General features: G+C 69.1%; 17 protein-coding genes. 6 read left to right on the top strand and 11 right to left on the bottom strand.

What is annotated here, in order from left to right:
- The first annotated feature begins 99 nt into the window (after window positions 1-99).
- Genes AACZ35_RS06340 through AACZ35_RS06330 form a run of 3 tightly spaced genes read left to right on the top strand, consistent with a single transcriptional unit; the run spans window position 100 to window position 3,145 of the window.
- The gene (locus AACZ35_RS06340) at window positions 100-882 is read left to right on the top strand and encodes a hypothetical protein (RefSeq protein ID WP_339827271.1); all 783 of its coding nucleotides are present in this window, start codon (window positions 100-102) and stop codon (window positions 880-882) included.
- On the top strand, window positions 879-2,864 hold the full coding sequence (locus tag AACZ35_RS06335) for a carboxypeptidase-like regulatory domain-containing protein (protein WP_339827269.1): 1,986 nt from the start codon (window positions 879-881) through the stop codon (window positions 2,862-2,864). The genes AACZ35_RS06340 and AACZ35_RS06335 overlap by 4 nt, the downstream gene beginning before the upstream one ends.
- Window positions 2,861-3,145 carry a hypothetical protein gene (locus tag AACZ35_RS06330; RefSeq protein WP_339827267.1) on the top strand — a complete coding sequence of 95 codons (285 nt, stop codon included), beginning with the start codon at window positions 2,861-2,863 and terminating at the stop codon, window positions 3,143-3,145. Before AACZ35_RS06335 ends, AACZ35_RS06330 begins: the two co-directional genes overlap by 4 nt.
- Here AACZ35_RS06330 and hutG read toward each other — a convergent pair.
- Genes hutG through AACZ35_RS06310 form a run of 4 tightly spaced genes read right to left on the bottom strand, consistent with a single transcriptional unit; the run spans window position 3,076 to window position 6,904 of the window.
- Complete coding sequence (hutG, locus tag AACZ35_RS06325; RefSeq protein ID WP_339827264.1) at window positions 3,076-3,855, bottom strand: N-formylglutamate deformylase; 780 nt, start codon at window positions 3,853-3,855, stop codon at window positions 3,076-3,078. The two genes, AACZ35_RS06330 and hutG, sit on opposite strands and share 70 nt — an antisense overlap.
- Before the next feature lie 10 nt (window positions 3,856-3,865).
- A complete protein-coding gene (locus AACZ35_RS06320; protein ID WP_339827262.1) occupies window positions 3,866-5,119 on the bottom strand; it encodes an FAD-dependent oxidoreductase in 1,254 nt (417 codons plus the stop codon).
- A gap of 10 nt (window positions 5,120-5,129) precedes the next feature.
- The gene (locus AACZ35_RS06315) at window positions 5,130-6,383 is read right to left on the bottom strand and encodes a DUF418 domain-containing protein (RefSeq protein WP_339827260.1); all 1,254 of its coding nucleotides are present in this window, start codon (window positions 6,381-6,383) and stop codon (window positions 5,130-5,132) included.
- Between the two features lie 41 nt (window positions 6,384-6,424).
- Complete coding sequence (locus AACZ35_RS06310; protein ID WP_339827257.1) at window positions 6,425-6,904, bottom strand: peptidylprolyl isomerase; 480 nt, start codon at window positions 6,902-6,904, stop codon at window positions 6,425-6,427.
- 111 nt (window positions 6,905-7,015) lie between these two features.
- Between AACZ35_RS06310 and AACZ35_RS06305 the strand changes: the two genes are divergently transcribed.
- Entirely contained in the window at window positions 7,016-7,516 is a 501-nt protein-coding gene (locus tag AACZ35_RS06305) for a C40 family peptidase (protein WP_339827273.1), read from the top strand.
- 10 nt (window positions 7,517-7,526) lie between these two features.
- Here AACZ35_RS06305 and AACZ35_RS06300 read toward each other — a convergent pair whose 3' ends face one another.
- The 3 genes from AACZ35_RS06300 to AACZ35_RS06290 are packed head-to-tail and all read right to left on the bottom strand — an operon-like array spanning window position 7,527 to window position 8,960.
- On the bottom strand, window positions 7,527-7,910 hold the full coding sequence (locus tag AACZ35_RS06300) for a YbaN family protein (RefSeq protein WP_339827255.1): 384 nt from the start codon (window positions 7,908-7,910) through the stop codon (window positions 7,527-7,529).
- Entirely contained in the window at window positions 7,907-8,389 is a 483-nt protein-coding gene (locus tag AACZ35_RS06295) for an acyl-CoA thioesterase (protein ID WP_339827253.1), read from the bottom strand. Before AACZ35_RS06295 ends, AACZ35_RS06300 begins: the two co-directional genes overlap by 4 nt.
- Window positions 8,390-8,408: 19 nt before the next feature.
- Window positions 8,409-8,960, bottom strand: coding sequence for a YkvA family protein (locus AACZ35_RS06290; protein ID WP_339827251.1), 552 nt, complete (start codon window positions 8,958-8,960; stop codon window positions 8,409-8,411).
- Between the two features lie 293 nt (window positions 8,961-9,253).
- Here AACZ35_RS06290 and AACZ35_RS06285 point away from each other — a divergent pair, with 293 nt between their 5' ends.
- Window positions 9,254-10,594, top strand: coding sequence for a DEAD/DEAH box helicase (locus tag AACZ35_RS06285; RefSeq protein WP_339827249.1), 1,341 nt, complete (start codon window positions 9,254-9,256; stop codon window positions 10,592-10,594).
- A gap of 66 nt (window positions 10,595-10,660) precedes the next feature.
- On the opposite strand, the gene AACZ35_RS06280 is transcribed toward AACZ35_RS06285, so the two are convergent.
- From AACZ35_RS06280 to AACZ35_RS06270, 3 genes are all read right to left on the bottom strand, one after another.
- Complete coding sequence (locus tag AACZ35_RS06280; protein WP_339827247.1) at window positions 10,661-12,073, bottom strand: pitrilysin family protein; 1,413 nt, start codon at window positions 12,071-12,073, stop codon at window positions 10,661-10,663.
- 4 nt (window positions 12,074-12,077) lie between these two features.
- Window positions 12,078-13,460, bottom strand: a complete 1,383-nt coding sequence (locus AACZ35_RS06275) for a pitrilysin family protein (RefSeq protein WP_339827245.1) — start codon at window positions 13,458-13,460, stop codon at window positions 12,078-12,080.
- 83 nt (window positions 13,461-13,543) lie between these two features.
- Window positions 13,544-14,818, bottom strand: a complete 1,275-nt coding sequence (locus AACZ35_RS06270) for a dicarboxylate/amino acid:cation symporter (RefSeq protein WP_339827243.1) — start codon at window positions 14,816-14,818, stop codon at window positions 13,544-13,546.
- A gap of 122 nt (window positions 14,819-14,940) precedes the next feature.
- Between AACZ35_RS06270 and AACZ35_RS06265 the strand changes: the two genes are divergently transcribed.
- A complete protein-coding gene (locus AACZ35_RS06265) occupies window positions 14,941-16,014 on the top strand; it encodes a calcium/sodium antiporter (protein ID WP_339827241.1) in 1,074 nt (357 codons plus the stop codon).
- 70 nt (window positions 16,015-16,084) lie between these two features.
- Here AACZ35_RS06265 and AACZ35_RS06260 read toward each other — a convergent pair whose 3' ends face one another.
- Window positions 16,085-16,504: a CopD family protein gene (locus AACZ35_RS06260; protein ID WP_339827239.1), complete on the bottom strand. Its 420-nt coding sequence runs from the start codon at window positions 16,502-16,504 to the stop codon at window positions 16,085-16,087.
- Window positions 16,505-16,615 lie beyond the last annotated feature (111 nt).

The raw sequence follows: 16,615 nt of genomic DNA, 5'->3' as shown, positions 1-16,615 counted from the left end.
CGAAGACACCTTCGTACTGACCCTGCGCGCGGATGCCAACCTGCTTTCGCGCCCCGAGCAGCTCGAATTCCACTTTGAATTCGAAGCGGAGGGCTCCTGATGCACAGCTTCGCCCGCCGCCTGGCCCTGGTCGTGCTGATAGCCAGCTCCGGCCTGGCCCACGCCCAGTTTTCGGCCCAGATCACCCCGCCACGCTTCGAGGACGGCGCCAAGCCCGGCGAGGTCTATCGCGAAGTCATCGAAATCTCGAACATCGCGCCGACCCCGCTGCGGATGACCGTGTCCACGGCCGACTGGTCCCTCAACGCCGATGGTGGCGTGGCCTTCCAGGCCTCGCTGGCCGAACAAAGCTGCCGTCCCTGGACCGCGCTCGAGGCGACCCAGATCGAGGTCCCCGCCAACAGCAAGCGGCGCTTTCGCTTCGAGGTTCGCGTGCCCGCCGACGCCAGCTCCCGGCAGTGCCGTTTCGCCGTGATGTTCGAAGGCGAGCCCACCCCGGTGCCTGGTGTTGCCCTCCCGGTCGCCGGCCGCATCGGCGTCATCGTCTATCTTGACGTTGGCGACGCCCGCGCCCAGCTGCGCGTGGTGGGGAGCGGCGTGGTTGAAGAAGGCGGCCGGCAGGTGCCGATGCTGCGCATCGAAAACACCGGCAATGCCCACGGCCGGCTCGAGGGTTTCATCGATGCCGTGGATGCCACCGGCGAGCGCTGGACCCTGGCGCCGTCGGGCAACCCGATCCTGCCGGGCATGACCCGGGAAACCCTGCTGTACCCGGTCGTCAGCGACGACCAGCCTGTCGTGCTTGTCTTCCCGATGAAGATCAAGGGCAAGCTGGAATGGCGCGGCCAGTCGATAGACATCGACGCAACGGCAGACCGATGACCCCGCGCATCCTGCCTACCGCGATGCAGTTGTCAGCCTGCATCGCGCTGGCCCTTGCTGCCTTGCCTTCCGACGCCCGGCCGCTGCTGCAGGTGCCCGAACCCGAGGGCGAGCCCTGGTCCGACAACGTCATTGCGCCGGACGACCTGGCGCCCCTGCCCGAGGATCCCGAGGCAAGCTTCGATCCTTCCGGGCTGCCACGCTCCTTCCAGGCCGAACTCATCGCCAGTCGCACCGAAAGGGGCGACGACAGCTTCCACGAGTTTGGCCTTCGCTTCGGCGGCTTTCGCGAGACCGAGGCGCATGGCTCCCTGTCCCTGGACGCCACGGTGCTGCAATCGGACCGGCGTGAGGGCGGCGAGTCGGACATCGGCGGCACGGCCACCCTCTGGCAGCGCGGCCTTTTTCTGAACGGCGGTTGGCGCGGCAACAACGGCCTGGGCGTACTCAATTCCCCCACGCCCTCGCTGCTCCGCGAACAACAGCGCTTTTTCCTTCCCAGCGTGCCCTACGCGGGCGCCAGCACCGAGTGGATTCGCGGTCGCGAAGACCTTGTGCTGCAGGCTGGCCTTGGCCGGGCCGGCGTGTTCAACGGCGCGCGCGTGGTCGGCTTCGAACTGGCCGACGGCAATGTCGGCACCGTTGGCTTCCAGTGGCGGCCGGCGGCGGGCTGGCGCGCGGCCATCTCGGCCCTGGCCACCGACGGGTTGATCGTCCCCGACGATTTTGGTGGCAGCTTTTTCCAGGACGGCCGCACGGAAGCGGTGCACGGCGCATTGGCCTGGTCGAACGCCGGAAACGCCGTCAACCTGAACCTGCAGGCCAGCGACGCCTACCTCGGCAGCGCCTCGGGCATTTGGGTCGACGTACGCCATGAACGCGGGGGCTTCTCCCATCGCTACGGCGCTTTCAACCTCCAGCCCGACCTGGCCTGGGGCGCGCAGCCGATCAGCAACGACAGCCGCGGCGCCTACTACCGCATCGCCTACCAGCACGCCCGCTGGAACTGGTCCGCGGGCCTCGACCGCATCGCCAGCATTTCCGGCAACAGCTTCGACGGCTGGTATGGGTCGGGTTACGCCCGTTACCAGGCCACGGCTTCGCTTGGCTACGGCGCCAACCTGGCCGCCCGCACCTCCAATTCGCAGGATGCGTTTTCCGCGCTGTGGTTCGTCGACAAGACCTCCCAGTGGGGCCAGAGCCGCCTGCAGCTTGAGCACCTGCATTCGCGCAATTCGTCCGAAAGCGACAACAGCTGGGAAGTGAGCCTCGACCAGACCTTGCCGCTGCGCCAGGGCCGGCGCCTCACCCTCACCGCGTCGTATGGCCAGGTTGCCTATGAAGGCGAGGAGGCCAGCAGCGTTGCCTCGATAGCGGCCTACGGGGGGCTGAACCTGGGTTCCCGGGTCACCCTCGACGGCACGGCACGCTGGACCGAAGGTGACGCCTTCCGCGGCGCCGACCTGAACCTCAACCTGGCCTGGCGTGTTTCCAGCCACTGGTCGCTGGTGGCGACGATCTACGAAAACCAGGGTTCCCAGCGCTCGCCCTTCATCATCGACCCGCTTGCCACCGAGCAGCCCTTCGTAAACCTGCCGCGCGACCGGTCGTTTTTCCTCAGCCTGCGCTACGAGCGCCAGGCCGGCACCAGCGCGGGGGTGTTGGGCGGGCCTCCGGGCGTGGCCGCCGGCAGCGTCACCGGCAGCGTCTTCCTCGACGAAAACGGCGACGGCGAACGCGCCGCGTCGGAACTGCCCGCGGCCAACGTCACCGTTCTGCTCGACGGCCGCTACGCAGTGCGCACCGACAGCCAGGGCGAATTCGAATTCCCGCGCGTCGCCACCGGCGCACACACCATCGCAGTGGTGCCGGACAACCTGCCGCTGCCCTGGTTCCTGGCCGAAGACGGCGAGAGCCGGGCCATCGAAGTGCGGGTGCGCGACACCACCCGCGTGGACATCGGCGCGAGGCGACAGCGATGACGGACCGCGCCTATGTCATTGCACGCAAGCGCGGCCTGATGCTGCGCCTGCTGGTGATCTTCCTGGCCGTTGCGCTGGCGGTCGGCCTGCAGGCCGGTGAAGGCCAGGCGGCCGGCCATCGCACGAACAGCCCGGCGCCTGCGCCGGCGGTGCAGGAAGTGGGCTGCGTGCCGCAGGTGGCGCTAAGGCACCCTGCCCTGCCGAGCCTGGCTCAGCCCAGCGACGCGCGCAGCAGCGAAGCCAGCAGCGGCTGCAGCCGGCCGGCCCTGTCCGGCTCGTAACGCCCGGCGTCCTCGTCCATATAGCAGAGCTGGGCGATCTCGAGCTGGATCGCTTCCACGCCCTGCGCCGGCTGGCCGTAGTGGCGGGTGATGTAACCGCCCTTGAAGCGGCCGTTGGCCACCCAGGTGTAGTCCGATTGCGCCGCCAGCACGGCTTCGAGCCGCGCCTGCGTTTGCGGCGTGCAGCTGTCGCCGGCGGCGGTGCCCAGGTTGAGGTCGGGCAATCGGCCTTCGAACAGGAAGGGCAGCACGCTGCGGATCGAGTGGCCTTCCCAGAGCACCACGCGCTCGTGCGCGCGACGCAGGCGCTGCAGTTCTTCGTGCAGGGCATCGTGGTAGGGCCGCCAGTAACGTTCGACCCGGGCGGCAATTTCCTCCGGCCCCGGTTCGTGGCCCGGCAGGTAGATCGGGTCGCCGGTGAAACGGCGCGCCGGGCACAGCCCGGTGGTGTTCTGGCCCGGGTACAGCGAAACGTCGTCCGGCGGGCGGTTCAGGTCGACCACGTAGCGCGAATAGTTGGGCACCAGCACGGACGCGCCCAGCGCCCGCGCGAAGTCGTACAGGCGGCTCACGTACCAGTCGGTGTCGGGCACCCCGCGGGCCGCGTCGGTGACCCGCGCGGCGATCTCCTCGGGCAGCGCGATGCCGTCGTGCGGAAGGCTGACCAGCAGCGGCAGTTCACCGCGGTGGAGGCTGAAGACGTCGCTCATGCCGGCCAGTCTAGCCGGCGAAGCGCGAGGGCGCGTAAGGCGCGGGGTCGATGGCCGGCGTACGGCCGGTCATCAGGTCGGCCAGCAGCCGGCCGGTGCCGGCGCTCATGCCCATGCCCATCATGCCGTGGCCGGTGGCCAGGAACAGGTTGTTGTGGCCCGGCGCCCGGCCCAGGATCGGCAGGTCGTCCCAGGTCATCGGCCGCCAGCCGTGCCACTCTTCGCGCCGCGCCGGGCCGGTCGGTTCGACCAGGTATTCGGCGGCGCCACGCTCCAGCGCGGCCAGGCGTCGCGGGTTGGCCGAATCGTCGAAACCGCTGAATTCCATCGTGCTGCCCAGGCGGTAGCCGTCGTCCCAGGTAGTGACGCAGACACTGCGCTCCTTGAGCACCAGCGGCCGTCGCGGCGCCAGCGCCGGGCGGTCGTAGGTGATCGAATAACCCTTGCCGGGCTGCACCGGGATCGGCAGGCCCAGGTTGGCGGCGAAACCCGCCGACCACGCCCCCATCGCCACCAGCACCTTGCCGGCGGGACGCCGGCCTTCGCTGGTCTGCACCGCCTCGATGCCGTTGCGGCCGCGCTCGAAGCCGGAAACGCGCACGCCTTCCTCGATCACGCCGCCGGCCTCGCGCACGATGCGCGCCAGTTCGGCGGTGAAACGATCGGGGCGCAGCTGGGCGTCGCCCGGGAAATGGATGGCGCCGGCCAGGCCGGGCTTGAGCGCCGGCTCGTCGGCGGCCAGCGCGGCGCCGTCGAGCACGCGCGCGCTGATGCCCAGCTCGGCCAGCAGCGGTAGTTCGCGCTGCTGGCGGGCCAGTGCCTTCTCCGTCCGGAAAACGTAGTGCAGGCCGCTGGCCTCGTAGCCACAGTCCAGGCCCTGGCCGTAGACGAGGTCTTCGACCAGCACCCGCGAATATTTCAGCAGCGCGCCCTTGGCCAGGCCGCTTTGGTGCCAGTGGCGGGCATTGCAGCGGGCCGCCACCTTGCCCAGCCAGCGCGCCAGCGCCGGGTCCCAGCGTGGTCGGATGTACAACGGCGCATCGGGCCGCAACATCCAGAGCATCGCCTGGCCGACCATGCCGGGCGCCGCCAGCGGCGCCGCGTGGCTGGGCGTGAGCGTGCCGCAGTTGCCCCAGGACGTGGCGGCGCCGACCTTGCCGGCGTCGAGCACGCGCACCGAACGGCCTTCGGACAGCAGGTAGTGCGCGCAGGCCAGGCCAACCACGCCTGCGCCCAGCACCAGTACATCGGCATCGTGGCTCATGCCGCGCAGTTTACCCGCGGCGCATCGCCGGCAGGTTCAGGTAGGTGGCGGCGCGCCAGGCCCACTCGGCCGGGCCGAAGCGGAACCGCGCCATCCACCAGTGGCTGACGGCCACCTGCAGGGCGAAGAACACGAACACGTAAACCGGCTGCCAGGCGCGCGGCAGCTGTTCGAAGTAGCCCAGGCCATAACCGAAGAAGATCCAGGTGGCGACGATCGACTGCAGCAGGTAGTTGGTAAGCGCCATGCGGCCGGCCGGCCCCAGCAGGCCGAGCAGGCGCGCCGTGGCGGGCGCCTGCATGCCGTGCACCAGCCAGGCCAGGTAGGAAAGCGCCATCACCGCGCCGCCAAGCATCTGCAGCACCTGGGCCGTGGAAGCACGAACATCGAGGCGGTCGAAGGACGTGGTGGGTTCAAGCCAGTACGAAACCAGCACCATGGCCAGGCCAACCGGCAGCGCGACCCAGCGCAGGCGCGTGAACAGGCGCTGGTGTTCGCCGGGACGGGCGATGGCGCCGCTGCGTGCGAACCAGGCACCGACCAGGAACAGGCCCAGGATGAAGAAACCATAGATGGCGATGAAGCCGATCATGCCCAGGAAGTCGTCCAGCCGCTGGGCCGTGGCTTCGCCGAAGCTGCCGGTGCCGTAGGCCACGCGTTCGGCCTGGATGACCGAGGCCATTTCGGCCGACTGCTCGGCCAGGGCGGCCGCCATGCCCGCGCTGGCGTCGCCCGGCAAGGCCTGGATGGCGCTGCCCAGCAGCCCCAGCGCCATGGTCAGGGCAGCGGGCACCAGCATCAGGCTTATGCCCCACTTGGGCAGGCGCGACTGCGGCGTGCCGCGGAAAAACAGCAGCAACAGCAGGCCCATCAGCGCGTAGGTCACCAGGATGTCGCCCGGCCAGACCAGCAGCGCATGCAGCAGGCCGAACACCAGCAGGGCCAGTACGCGGCGCAGGTAAACGGCGACGAAGGGCCGGCCGGCCGCCTGCGCGCGCATCAGCATGATCGCGAAGCCCATGCCGAACAGCATCGAGAACAAGGGGAAGAACTTGCCCTGCACCAGCAGGTAGATGGCAGTGTCGGCCCAGCGGTCGGCACCCGTGAGCGCCGGGTCGACGCCGGACATCGACGCCATCAGCGGCCCGACCAGGCCTTCGATGTTCATCAGCAGGATGCCCAGCAGGGCAAAACCGCGGATCGCGTCAAGGGCCTGGATTCGGTCGGCGCTGGTGATCGGCGCCAGGGTATTCGTATTGGTCATGGCATGGGGCCTCCCCGCCCCATGGCCACTTTAAACCAGTTTTAGTGCTGGACGCCGCCGTCGCCGTGCACGTGGCCGTGCTCGATCTCGACCGCCTCGGCTTCACGCACGCCGACGATTTCAACCTGGAACTGCAGGGTCTTGCCGGCCATCGGGTGGTTGAGGTCCACGTCCACCACGGTGCCACCGACCTTGACGACGGTGACCGCACGCGGGCCCATCGAGGTTTCCAGCACGATCTGGTCGCCGGCGCGCACGCGGGCGTTGCGCAGGTGCTTCTTGGGCACGCGCTGGACGAAGTCCTCGCGGCGCTCGCCGTAGGCTTCGTCCGGGCCGACGGTGACGTCGAACGAATCGCCCTCGGCCTTGTCCATCATCGCGGCCTCAAGGCCCGGGATGATGTTGCCGTGGCCGATCAGGATGGCCATCGGATCGCGGTCACGCGAGGTCTCGACGGGCTCCTGCCCCGGCTCGGAAACGGTGTAATGGAAACGGACGACGCGGTTCTTCTCGATCTTCATGGGAAACCTGGGCAAGGGCCGGTGACGCGACCGGCGGGGATGGGGCAAACTGCACCCGTGAAAGCGAGCGCGCATTATCCCGGCCCCGCCTGCCCGGCGCCAGTTCCCCGCATCGCGGTCGGCCTGGTGCTGCTGCTGGCGGTCCTGCTGGCCGCCTGCGGGTCTTCGCCGCGCCGTGCCGAGGCACCAGGGGCCCCGGCGCTGAAGGTGGTTGACGTGGCACCGGCCGACCCCCTGCTTGCCAACGAAGTCCTGATGCGCGCCCTGGGCCTGGTCGGCACGCCCTACCGCTGGGGCGGCAATACGCCCGACGGCGGCTTCGACTGCAGCGGCCTGGTCGGTTACGTGTACCTGGACGCGGCGCGCATCTACCTGCCGCGCACCACCCGCGACATCGCCCGCTTCGACGCCAGCAAGCCGCCGCGCGACCGCCTGGCGCCGGGCGACCTGGTGCTGTTCGGCGACAAGGGCGCGATCTTCCACGTCGGCATCTACGTCGGCGACGGCCGCTTCGTGCATGCGCCCAGCACCGGCGGCACGGTGCGGCTCGACCGCCTGGACGGTCCCTACTGGGGCCGGCATTACGCCGGCGCGCGACGCATCCTCGACTGAAGCTCCGGCTTCAGGCCGCCTGCGGCTCCGGCCGCAGCCACAGCCACAGGCCCACCACCGCCATGATCCCGGTGCCGATGCCCGCCATCCACCACTTGGGCGCGGTGGCGAACATGATCACGCTGCTCGCCGCCATCATGCCGATGGCCCAGTATTTCGCCCGCCGGTTCACGGCGCCGGTGGCCTGCCATTCCCGGATCATCGGCCCGAAGGTGCGGTGCGCCAGCAGCCTGTCGTGCAGTCGTTTGGAGCCGCGCGCGGCGGCAAAGGCCGCCAGCAACACGAAGGGCGTGGTCGGCAGGCCCGGCAGGAACACGCCGATGATGCCCAGCCCCAGCGCCACGTACGCCAGCAGCAGCCAGAGCCAGCGCCGGGCATGGTGGATCGGGCTCATCCGTTGAGCTGGGCGACAGCCTGTTCGATGTCCTTGCTCAGCGACATGACGTTGAGCGCGTAGTCGGCCAAGCGCTGGTCGGATTCATCCGAAGGCGTCCAGGGCGGCACCGGCACCGGCTTGCCCTCGGGGCCGTCGAGCGCGACGAAGACGATCATGCAGTGCGTGCACAGGCGGCCATCGTCGTCGGTCATCGGGTCGCGCGCGAACACGTCGACGTAGAAATGCATGCTGCTGGTACCGGTGTAGACCAGCTTGGCGCTGATGGTGACCATGTCCGAAGTGCGGATCGGCGACACGAAGCGGATGCCGCCCACGGCCACGGTGACGCTGTAGCGGCCCGCCCAGCCCACCGCCGCGGCGTAGCCGACCTGGTCGATCCACTTCATCACCACGCCGCCGTGCACCTTGCCGCCATAGTTGACGTCCGTGGGCTCGGCCAGGAACCGGAAGGTCAGTTCACGCTGTTCACCGCTCATGTGTACTGCTCCTTGGGGTTCAGGCGTTCACGCCGGCGTTGCCGGCGCGGGTGACTTCCTCACGCACGCGGCGACGGCGCATGCGTGCCTGCAGCTGGTCGCGGCGGCGCGCCAGGTCGCGGGCGCGGCTGATGCGGCCGGCTTCGTGTTCGGCCGCGCCCAGGTCGTCCCTGGCCCGGCAGAAATCCTCGTAGGCAGCCACGACGTGGCGGATCTCGCGCAGCAGCAGTTCGAGCATGATGGCATCGTCGAGCAGGCCGATCACGGCCACGTCGTCGGGGATCAGGTCCTCGGGGTCGCTGAAGTAGGCCAGCAGCTTCAGGACCTCGCGGCGCTCGACCTGCGGCAGCGCCCAGGCCTCGTCCTCGAGCATCTGCACCAGCTCCACCACCTGCAGCAGGCGCTGGCGGATGTAGCCGGGGGCTGTTTCGATAGGCAGGGTCTGCAGGCTGTGCCGGGCCGCGGCGACGATGTCGCACTCTTCGGCGCAGGCCACCCGCCGTTCGGCCCGCTCAAGGGCCTCGTGGAACCGTTGTATGTCCCCGGGCTCGAGTTCGAAGCTGATTTTCATGCCGCCATCCTACGCCAGCCTGAACGTGGCGTTCACCTGCCGAAAGGCCCGGGGATGGCCCGCGGGCCGCGCTTAGCGTAGAGTGCGCAACGTTTGCTGCACCGGCTGACCGTTTTCCCCCGGTATGCCCCGCCGCCAGGCCCCAAGTTTCCTTGGACCTGCGCCAGGCCCCACTCCGCACGCCTTTCGTTGCGCAAACACGCCCCGGCCGCCCTGGCCTGGCGAAAAATCAGAAGCAAGACTCGCAGCGCGGTTTCAGGGAACGCTCCGGGTTACACCACGGAGCACTACCAATGAATTTCCAGTCCCTTGGGCTCGCGCCCGAGCTCGTCCGCGCGCTGGCGGATGTCGGCTACACCACCCCCACCCCGATCCAGGCCCAGGCGATCCCGCTGGCCCTGGCCGGCCACGACCTGATGGGCGGCGCCCAGACCGGCACCGGCAAGACGGCCGCGTTCGCGCTGCCGCTGCTGCACCGCCTGGCCGAAGCCGGCCCCCAGCGTGGCCCGCGCAAGCCGCGCGCGCTGGTGCTTACTCCCACCCGTGAGCTGGCCGTGCAGGTCAACGACAGCCTGCGCACCTACGGCAAGCACCTGCGCATGAGCACCGCCACCGTCTACGGCGGCGCCGGCATGCAGCCGCAGATCGAGGCCCTGCGCCGCGGCGTCGACGTGCTGGTGGCCTGCCCGGGCCGCCTGCTCGACCACCTGCAGCAGCGCACCGTCGACCTGTCCCAGGTCGAGATCCTGGTGCTCGACGAAGCCGACCGCATGCTCGACATGGGCTTCCTGCCCGCGATCAAGCGCGTGCTTTCGGCGCTGCCGCGCAAGCGCCAGACCATGCTGTTCTCGGCGACCTTCGAAGAGTCGATCAAGAAGCTCGCGCTCGATTTCCTCACCAACCCGCATCAGGTGCAGGTGACGCCGCAGAACGCCACGGCCGCCAGCGTCAGCCACGTCGTGCATCCGGTCGACACCTCGCGCAAGCGCGAGCTGCTGATCGAAATCCTCAGCAAGCGCCACCAGGACCAGATCCTGGTGTTCGGCCGCACCAAGCACGGCTGCAACCGCCTGGCCGAACAGCTTGAGAAGTCCGGCATCAGCGCCGTCGCCATCCACGGCAACAAGAGCCAGGGGCAGCGCCTGAAGGCCCTGCGCGACTTCAAGTCGGGCCAGGCCCGCGTGATGGTCGCCACCGACGTGGCCGCCCGTGGCCTGGACATCCCGCTGCTGCCGCTGGTGATCAACTTCGACCTGCCGATGGTCGCCGAAGACTACGTGCACCGCATCGGCCGCACCGGCCGCGCCGGCGCCAGCGGCGAAGCGATCTCGCTGGTCGCCCAGGATGAAAGCGGCCTGCTGCGCGCCATCCAGCGCGTGCTCAAGGCCGACATCACCGTCGTCGAAGTCGAGGGCTACACGCCGACCAGGACGCTGCGCATGGGCAACGACAACCCCGCCCGCGGCCGCCCGGCCGGCAACCGCCCGCCGCCGCGCCGCGAAGGTGCCGCCCCGCGCGGTCGCCGTCCGCATGCCGGTGGTGGCGGTGAACGCCACGCCCACGCCGGCCCCAAGGGCCACGGCCCGCGCGGCGGCGGCGAGCGTCGCCAGGGCACCACCGACAGCGCCCGCTGATCGCAGCTGCCAATGAAAAAGAAAGGGCCGCCCAATGGGCGGCCCTTTTTCATGCACGACCGGAACTTATTCGGCGACGCTGAACTCGCCGAACTGGCCAAGCTGTTCCAGCACCGCCTTGTCGCCAACCACCACGATCGACTGCTGGGCCGGCTGGAAATACTTGCGGCCCATCGCCTGCACCTGTTCGGCCGTGACCTCGCGGATGCGCGGCACGAACTCGCCGATGTATTCCGGCGGCAGGCCAACCAGCCAGTTCGAGGCCAGCGTACCGGCCACGGCGCGCTGCAGCTGGTTGGAGATGAGGTAACCACCGGCGACGTAGCGCTTGTTCATGTCCAGCTCGCGCGCGGACACGGGCTCGTTGGCCAGGCGGTTGAACTCGGCAAAGAACTCGCCGATCGCGGCACCGGTCACTTCGTTGCGCACGTCGGCACTCGACACCAGGGCACCGCCGGCGGCCTGGCTGCGCTGACCGAGGCGGGCACCGTAGGTGTAACCCTTGTCCTCGCGCAGGTTCTGCATCAGGCGGCTGCTGAAGCTGCCGCCCAGCACGGTGCTGGCCAGCTGCAGCGGGATCTGGTCCGCGTGCGTGGCGCGGATCGCCGGGCGGCCAATGCGCACGGTGGACTGCACGCTGCCTTCGCGGTCGAGCAGCACGCGCGTCGGCATCGCGCCGGTGCGGGCCGCCGGCGTGGCGGCCGGGGCGTCGCCCTGGGCCTGCCAGTCGCCGAAGTGACGCTCGGCCAGGGCCATGGCTTCGTCTTCGCCGATGCGGCCGGCGATCACCAGCAGCGCATTGTCCGGCCGCAGGCGGCGGGCATGTTCGGCGACCAGCGTGTCGCGGTCCACCGCTTCGATGCCGGCTTCGGTGGCCTGCGTGCGCGCATAAGGATGTTCACCGTAAAGCGCGGCCAGCATGGCCCGCTCGGCGCGGAAACCCGGCTGCGCCTCGGCCGCCTTCAGGCCCTGCAGGGCATTGGCCTTGGCCAGGCGGATCTCGTCCTCGGGGAAGCTGGGGCTGCGGGTGACTTCGGCCAGCAGCGCCGCCATGTCGGCGGCCTTGGACGGCAGCGCGTTGGCATTCACCACCAGGCCGTCGTTGCTGGCATAGGCGCCGACGCCACCACCCATGCTCTGGGCAGCTTCGGCGATCTGGCGCGAACTGCGATTGGCGGTGCCCTCAGCCATCAGGCCGGCCAGCATGGACGCAAAGGCCGGCATGTCCGCGGAATCGGCCGCCAGGCCGGCGTCGCGGAAGGCCAGCACGTAGTCCACGCGCGGCACGCCGTCACGCGGCACCACCCAGACCTGCAGGCCGTTGTCGAACGTGCGGCGCGTCACTTCCGGCACGGGCAGGGGTTTGTCGGGGGCGAAGTCCGGCAGGCCGGCCGGCATCGCCTCGATGTCGGACGCCAGGGCGGCCGGGGCGAGCACGGCGGACACCAGCAGGGCGGTCAAGGTTTTGCGAAGGCTCATGGTCTTACTCCTGGCCGGCGTTGTTGGCGGCCGCTTCGAGCATCGCGGCCGGCTTGCGGTCGATCACGGTGCGGTTCTCGGCGGTGAGGTACTTGCTTGCGACGCGCTGGATGTCGGCGGAGTCGACGTTTTCGATCCACGCCGGGATCTGGTTGGCCACCGCGGCGTCGCCCCAGATAGCCTGCAGGCGCGCCAGGTTGTCGGCGCGGGAAATCAGGCTTTCCATGCCGTTGTTCCAGTCGGCCAGCATCTGGGTCTTCACCCGTGCCAGCTCTTCGTCGCCGACGCCGTCCTCGGCGATGCGGGCGATTTCCTCGTCCAGCGCCGCCAGCAGCTGGTCGGCGGTGAACTGCGGCTTGTACAACGCGAACAGCGTCAGCAGGGTCGGACCGTCGAACTCCCAGGGACTGGTCAGGCCAAACAGGTACTGGCCGTTGATGGCCATCTCGCGGCCCTTCACCAGGCCCTGGTACATGCGCGAGGCGTCGCCGCCGGCCAGCACCTCGGCCAGCACCGCGGTGGGCGCGTGGTCGTCGCTGCCCCGCTCGGCGATCTTCCAGCCCACGGCCAGCGCCGGCACCTGGGCCAGGGCGTCGGGCTGGGTGATGCGCTTCTCGCCGGTGTTGATGGGTTCGGACACGTCCGGGCGCGCGGGCGTCGGCCGCGACTCGATATCGCCGAAGTATTTTTCAGCCAGCGCGAAGCCTTCTTCCGCGGTCACGTCGCCGGCGATGGAAAGCACGGCGTTGTTCGGGCCGTAATAGTCACGGTGGAAGGCCGCGACGTCTTCAACGGTGGCGCCCTCGAGGTCCTCGAAGCTGCCATAGCCGTCGTGGTTGTTTTCCCACTTCTGGAAGGCCTGCTGGTTGATGTCGAGCCACATGAAGCCGCCGTAGGGCTGGTTCTTCACGTTGACGCGGATCTCTTCCTTCACCACGTCCTGCTGGTTCTTCAGGGTGCGCTCGTTGAAGTCGAGCGTGGTCATGCGGTCGGCTTCAAGCCACAGGATCGGCTCGAGCGCGGAGGCCGGCGCCACTTCGATGTAGTTGGTGAAGTCGGGGCGGGTGGAGCCATTGTTGCGGCCGCCGCCCGAGGTGATGACCTTGTCGAACACGCCCTCGCCCGCCTTGGGCGTGCCTTCGAACATCAGGTGCTCGAACAGGTGCGCGAAGCCGGTGCGGTTGCGCGGTTCCTGGCGCATGCCGACCTTGTAGACCACGCTGACGCCCACGACCGGCGCGCTGTCGTCGGGCGAAACCACCACGGTCAGGCCGTTGTCGAGGGTGCGGGTCTGGACCGGGATTTCCCACTGGTCCGAGGCCTGGGCGAATACGGGCAGGGCCAGCAGCAGGCCAAGCGTCAGCAGGCGTCGCGGTTGCGGTTTCATCGGGGGGCCACTCGTGGTCGGGAAAGTCCCGAGCCTACCTGCCCCGGCCGCCCCCGCGCACCGTGACGAAGGTCATGGCCGGCTCAGCGCCCGGTTTCCCCCGCTTCCACGCCCACGTTGCTGCCGGCGTTGCGATAGACCTCCAGGTCCAGCAGGCCGCGCTCGCGCGCCACCAGCACCGGCACCAGCACCTGGCCGGTGACGTTGGTCATCGTGCGCATCATGTCCAGCACGCGGTCGATGGCGATCAGGTAACCCAGGCCTTCGAGCGGCAGCCCGGCCGAACTGAGCACCACCGTGGCCATCACGATCGCCGTGCCCGGCACGCCGGCGGTGCCGAAGCTGCCCAGCACCGAGGCCAGCAGGATGATGAAGTACTGGGTGGCGCTTAGTTCGATGCCGAAATACTGGGCGATGAACACCGAGGTCAGCGCCGGGAAGATCGCGCCGCAGCCGTCCATCTTGATGCTGGCGCCCAGCGGCACCGCAAAGGCGGCGTATTCCTGCTTCACGCCCAGGTTGTGCACCGCCGAACGCAGCGCCGCCGGCAGCGCCGCGAAACTGGAGGATGTTGCGAACGCCACCTGCATCGCCGGCGCCGCGCCGCGGAAGAACTTCAGCGGGCTCAGGCCGTGCGCCGCCAGCAGGCCGCCGTACACGACCACGATGTGCACCACGCAGGCCAGGTACAGCGCCACCACGAACCCGCCCAGCGGCAGCAGCCGCTCGAAGCCGTAGGTGCCGACCAGGGCGGCGATGAGGCCAAACGTACCGATCGGAGTGAACTCGAGCACGAAGCGCGTCACCTGGATCATGGTCTCGCTGGCCTCGCCGGCCAGGGCGCGCAGCTTCGCCGTCTTTTCACCCAGCTTCACCAGCGCGAAACCCAGCAGGCCGGCGAAGAAGATGACCTGCAGGATCTTGCCGTCCGCCAGCGCCTTGAAGGGATTGGCCGGCACCACGTCCAGCAGCACCTGCACCGGGCCCGGCACCTCGCGGACCTGGTAGTCGGGCGCCATCGCCAGTTCGCCCAGGCCCAGGCCGGGCTTGAGCAGCCAGCCGGTGCACAGGCCCACCAGCACGGCCAGCGCCGCCGTGGCCGCGAACCACAGGAAGGTGCGCGTGCCCAGTGCGGCGATCGACTCCTGCCCGGCCAGGCTGGACACGGCATTGATGACCGCGAAGAACACCAGCGGGGTGGCGATCATCTTGATCAGGGTGACGTAGAGCGTGCCCAGCGGCTGCAGCCAGATGCCCGCGGCCTCGCCCATCAGCCAGCCGGCCAGGGCGCCCAGCACGAAGCCGGCAAGCACGCGCTGCCAGAAGGGAATGCGGAACCAGCGGGTTACCAGGGCCATGTCGGGCAGCCGGACGGGACGGAAGGTCCGACGATAGCTGCGCCCCGCCCCGGGGTCACCCACTTCGTCACCGACGGGAACACATCGTTGCGCGATAATGGCCGCCTGATCCCGGAGACCCCATGACCATCCTGCTCTTCCTCGTCGGCCTGGCCCTGCTGATCCTGGGCGCCGAATTGCTGGTACGCGGCGCCTCGCGCCTGTCGCTTTCCCTGGGCATCGCGCCGCTGGTGGTGGGCCTGACGGTGGTGTCCTTCGGCACCAGCGCGCCGGAGCTGGCGATTTCGATCAAGGCGGCCCTGGACGGCCAGACCGACCTGGCCCTGGGCAACGTGGTCGGCAGCAACATCTTCAACATCCTCTTCATCCTGGGGCTGTCGGCCCTGGTGGCGCCGCTGGTGGTGGACCGGCAGCTGGTCCGGCAGGAAGTGCCGATCCTGGTCGGGCTGTGCCTGCTGGTGGGCTGGATGGCGCTGGACCTGGAAATCTCCTTCGGCGACGGGCTGGTGCTGGTGGGGCTGCTGATCGCCTACACGGGCCTGCTGTATTACATCGGGCGAAATTCCGCCCCGAGCGCGGTCTCCGACCCTCTGGTGACCGGCGCCGACTCGCCCTGGCTTTCGAAACTCTGGGTGCAGTTGCTGCTGATGGTGGTGGGCCTGGTGATGCTGGTGTTCGGCTCGCGCTGGCTGGTGCAGTCGGCGACGGTGTTCGCGACGATGCTGGGCGTCAGTCCGCTGGTGATCGGCCTGACCATCGTGTCGGCGGGCACGTCGCTGCCGGAGGTGGCAACGTCGGTGATCGCGGCGGCGCGTGGCGAGCGTGAGATCGCGGTGGGCAACGTGATGGGCAGCTGCATCTTCAACCTGGTCTGCGTGCTGGGCATCAGCGCGCTGGTGGCACCCAATGGCCTGTCGGTGCCGGTGGCGCTGCTGAACTTCGACCTGCCGGTGATGTTTGCGGTGTCGCTGGCCTGCCTGCCGGTGCTGTTCACGGGGCACCTGATCGCGCGCTGGGAAGGTGCGCTGTTCCTGGCCTACTACGTTTTCTACACGACCTACCTGGTGCTCTGGGCCCAAGACCACGACAGCCTGGACGAATTCACCTGGGTGATGCGCACCGTGGTCATCCCGCTGACCGCCATCACCCTGTCCGTCGTCGCCTGGCGCGAACTGCGCCAGCGCCCCCGCGCCTGATCCCTGCCCTTGGCCTTTGGCCAAGGGCAGGAGATTCGCGCCTGAAGGAGCTCCTGCAGGAAACCCGGCGTCAGAAGGGTTTGAAGTAGACGAGCCAGAGGATGACGATGGCCAGCAACAGCGGGATTTCGTTGAACCAGCGCAGCGTTGTCGGTGACGGCAGCTTGCCGCCGGCGGCGGCGCGCTTGAGCCAGCGGCCGGTGAAGATGAAGTGCGCCAGCACCAGCAGCACCACCGTCAGCTTCGCGTGCAGCCAGGGACCGACCACGCCGAAGTGGAACCATAGCGTCAGCCCCAGCACGAAGGCGATGCCGAACATCACGTGCCCGAAGCGGTAGAGCCGCTTGCCCATCAGCGCCAGCCGGTCGCGCACCGCCGGCTGCTCGCCCACCTCGGCCAGGTTCACCAGGATCCGCGGCAGGTAGAACACCGTCGCCATCCAGGCGATCACGAACAGCACGTGGAAAAGTTTGGTCCAGAGATAGGCCATCTTGTTTCGGTTCCTCGCCGGCTCAGCGGCAGTTGGGGGCGCGGCCCGCGGCGCGCGCCTGCTGGTAGGTCTGCATCAGGCCCGGCGCCGACGCGCGCAGCGCCTTCACGC

It is taken from the genome of uncultured Arenimonas sp., from assembly GCF_963976025.1.
Lineage (GTDB): Bacteria > Pseudomonadota > Gammaproteobacteria > Xanthomonadales > Xanthomonadaceae > Arenimonas.
This window is presented reverse-complemented; position numbering and strand designations above follow the sequence as displayed.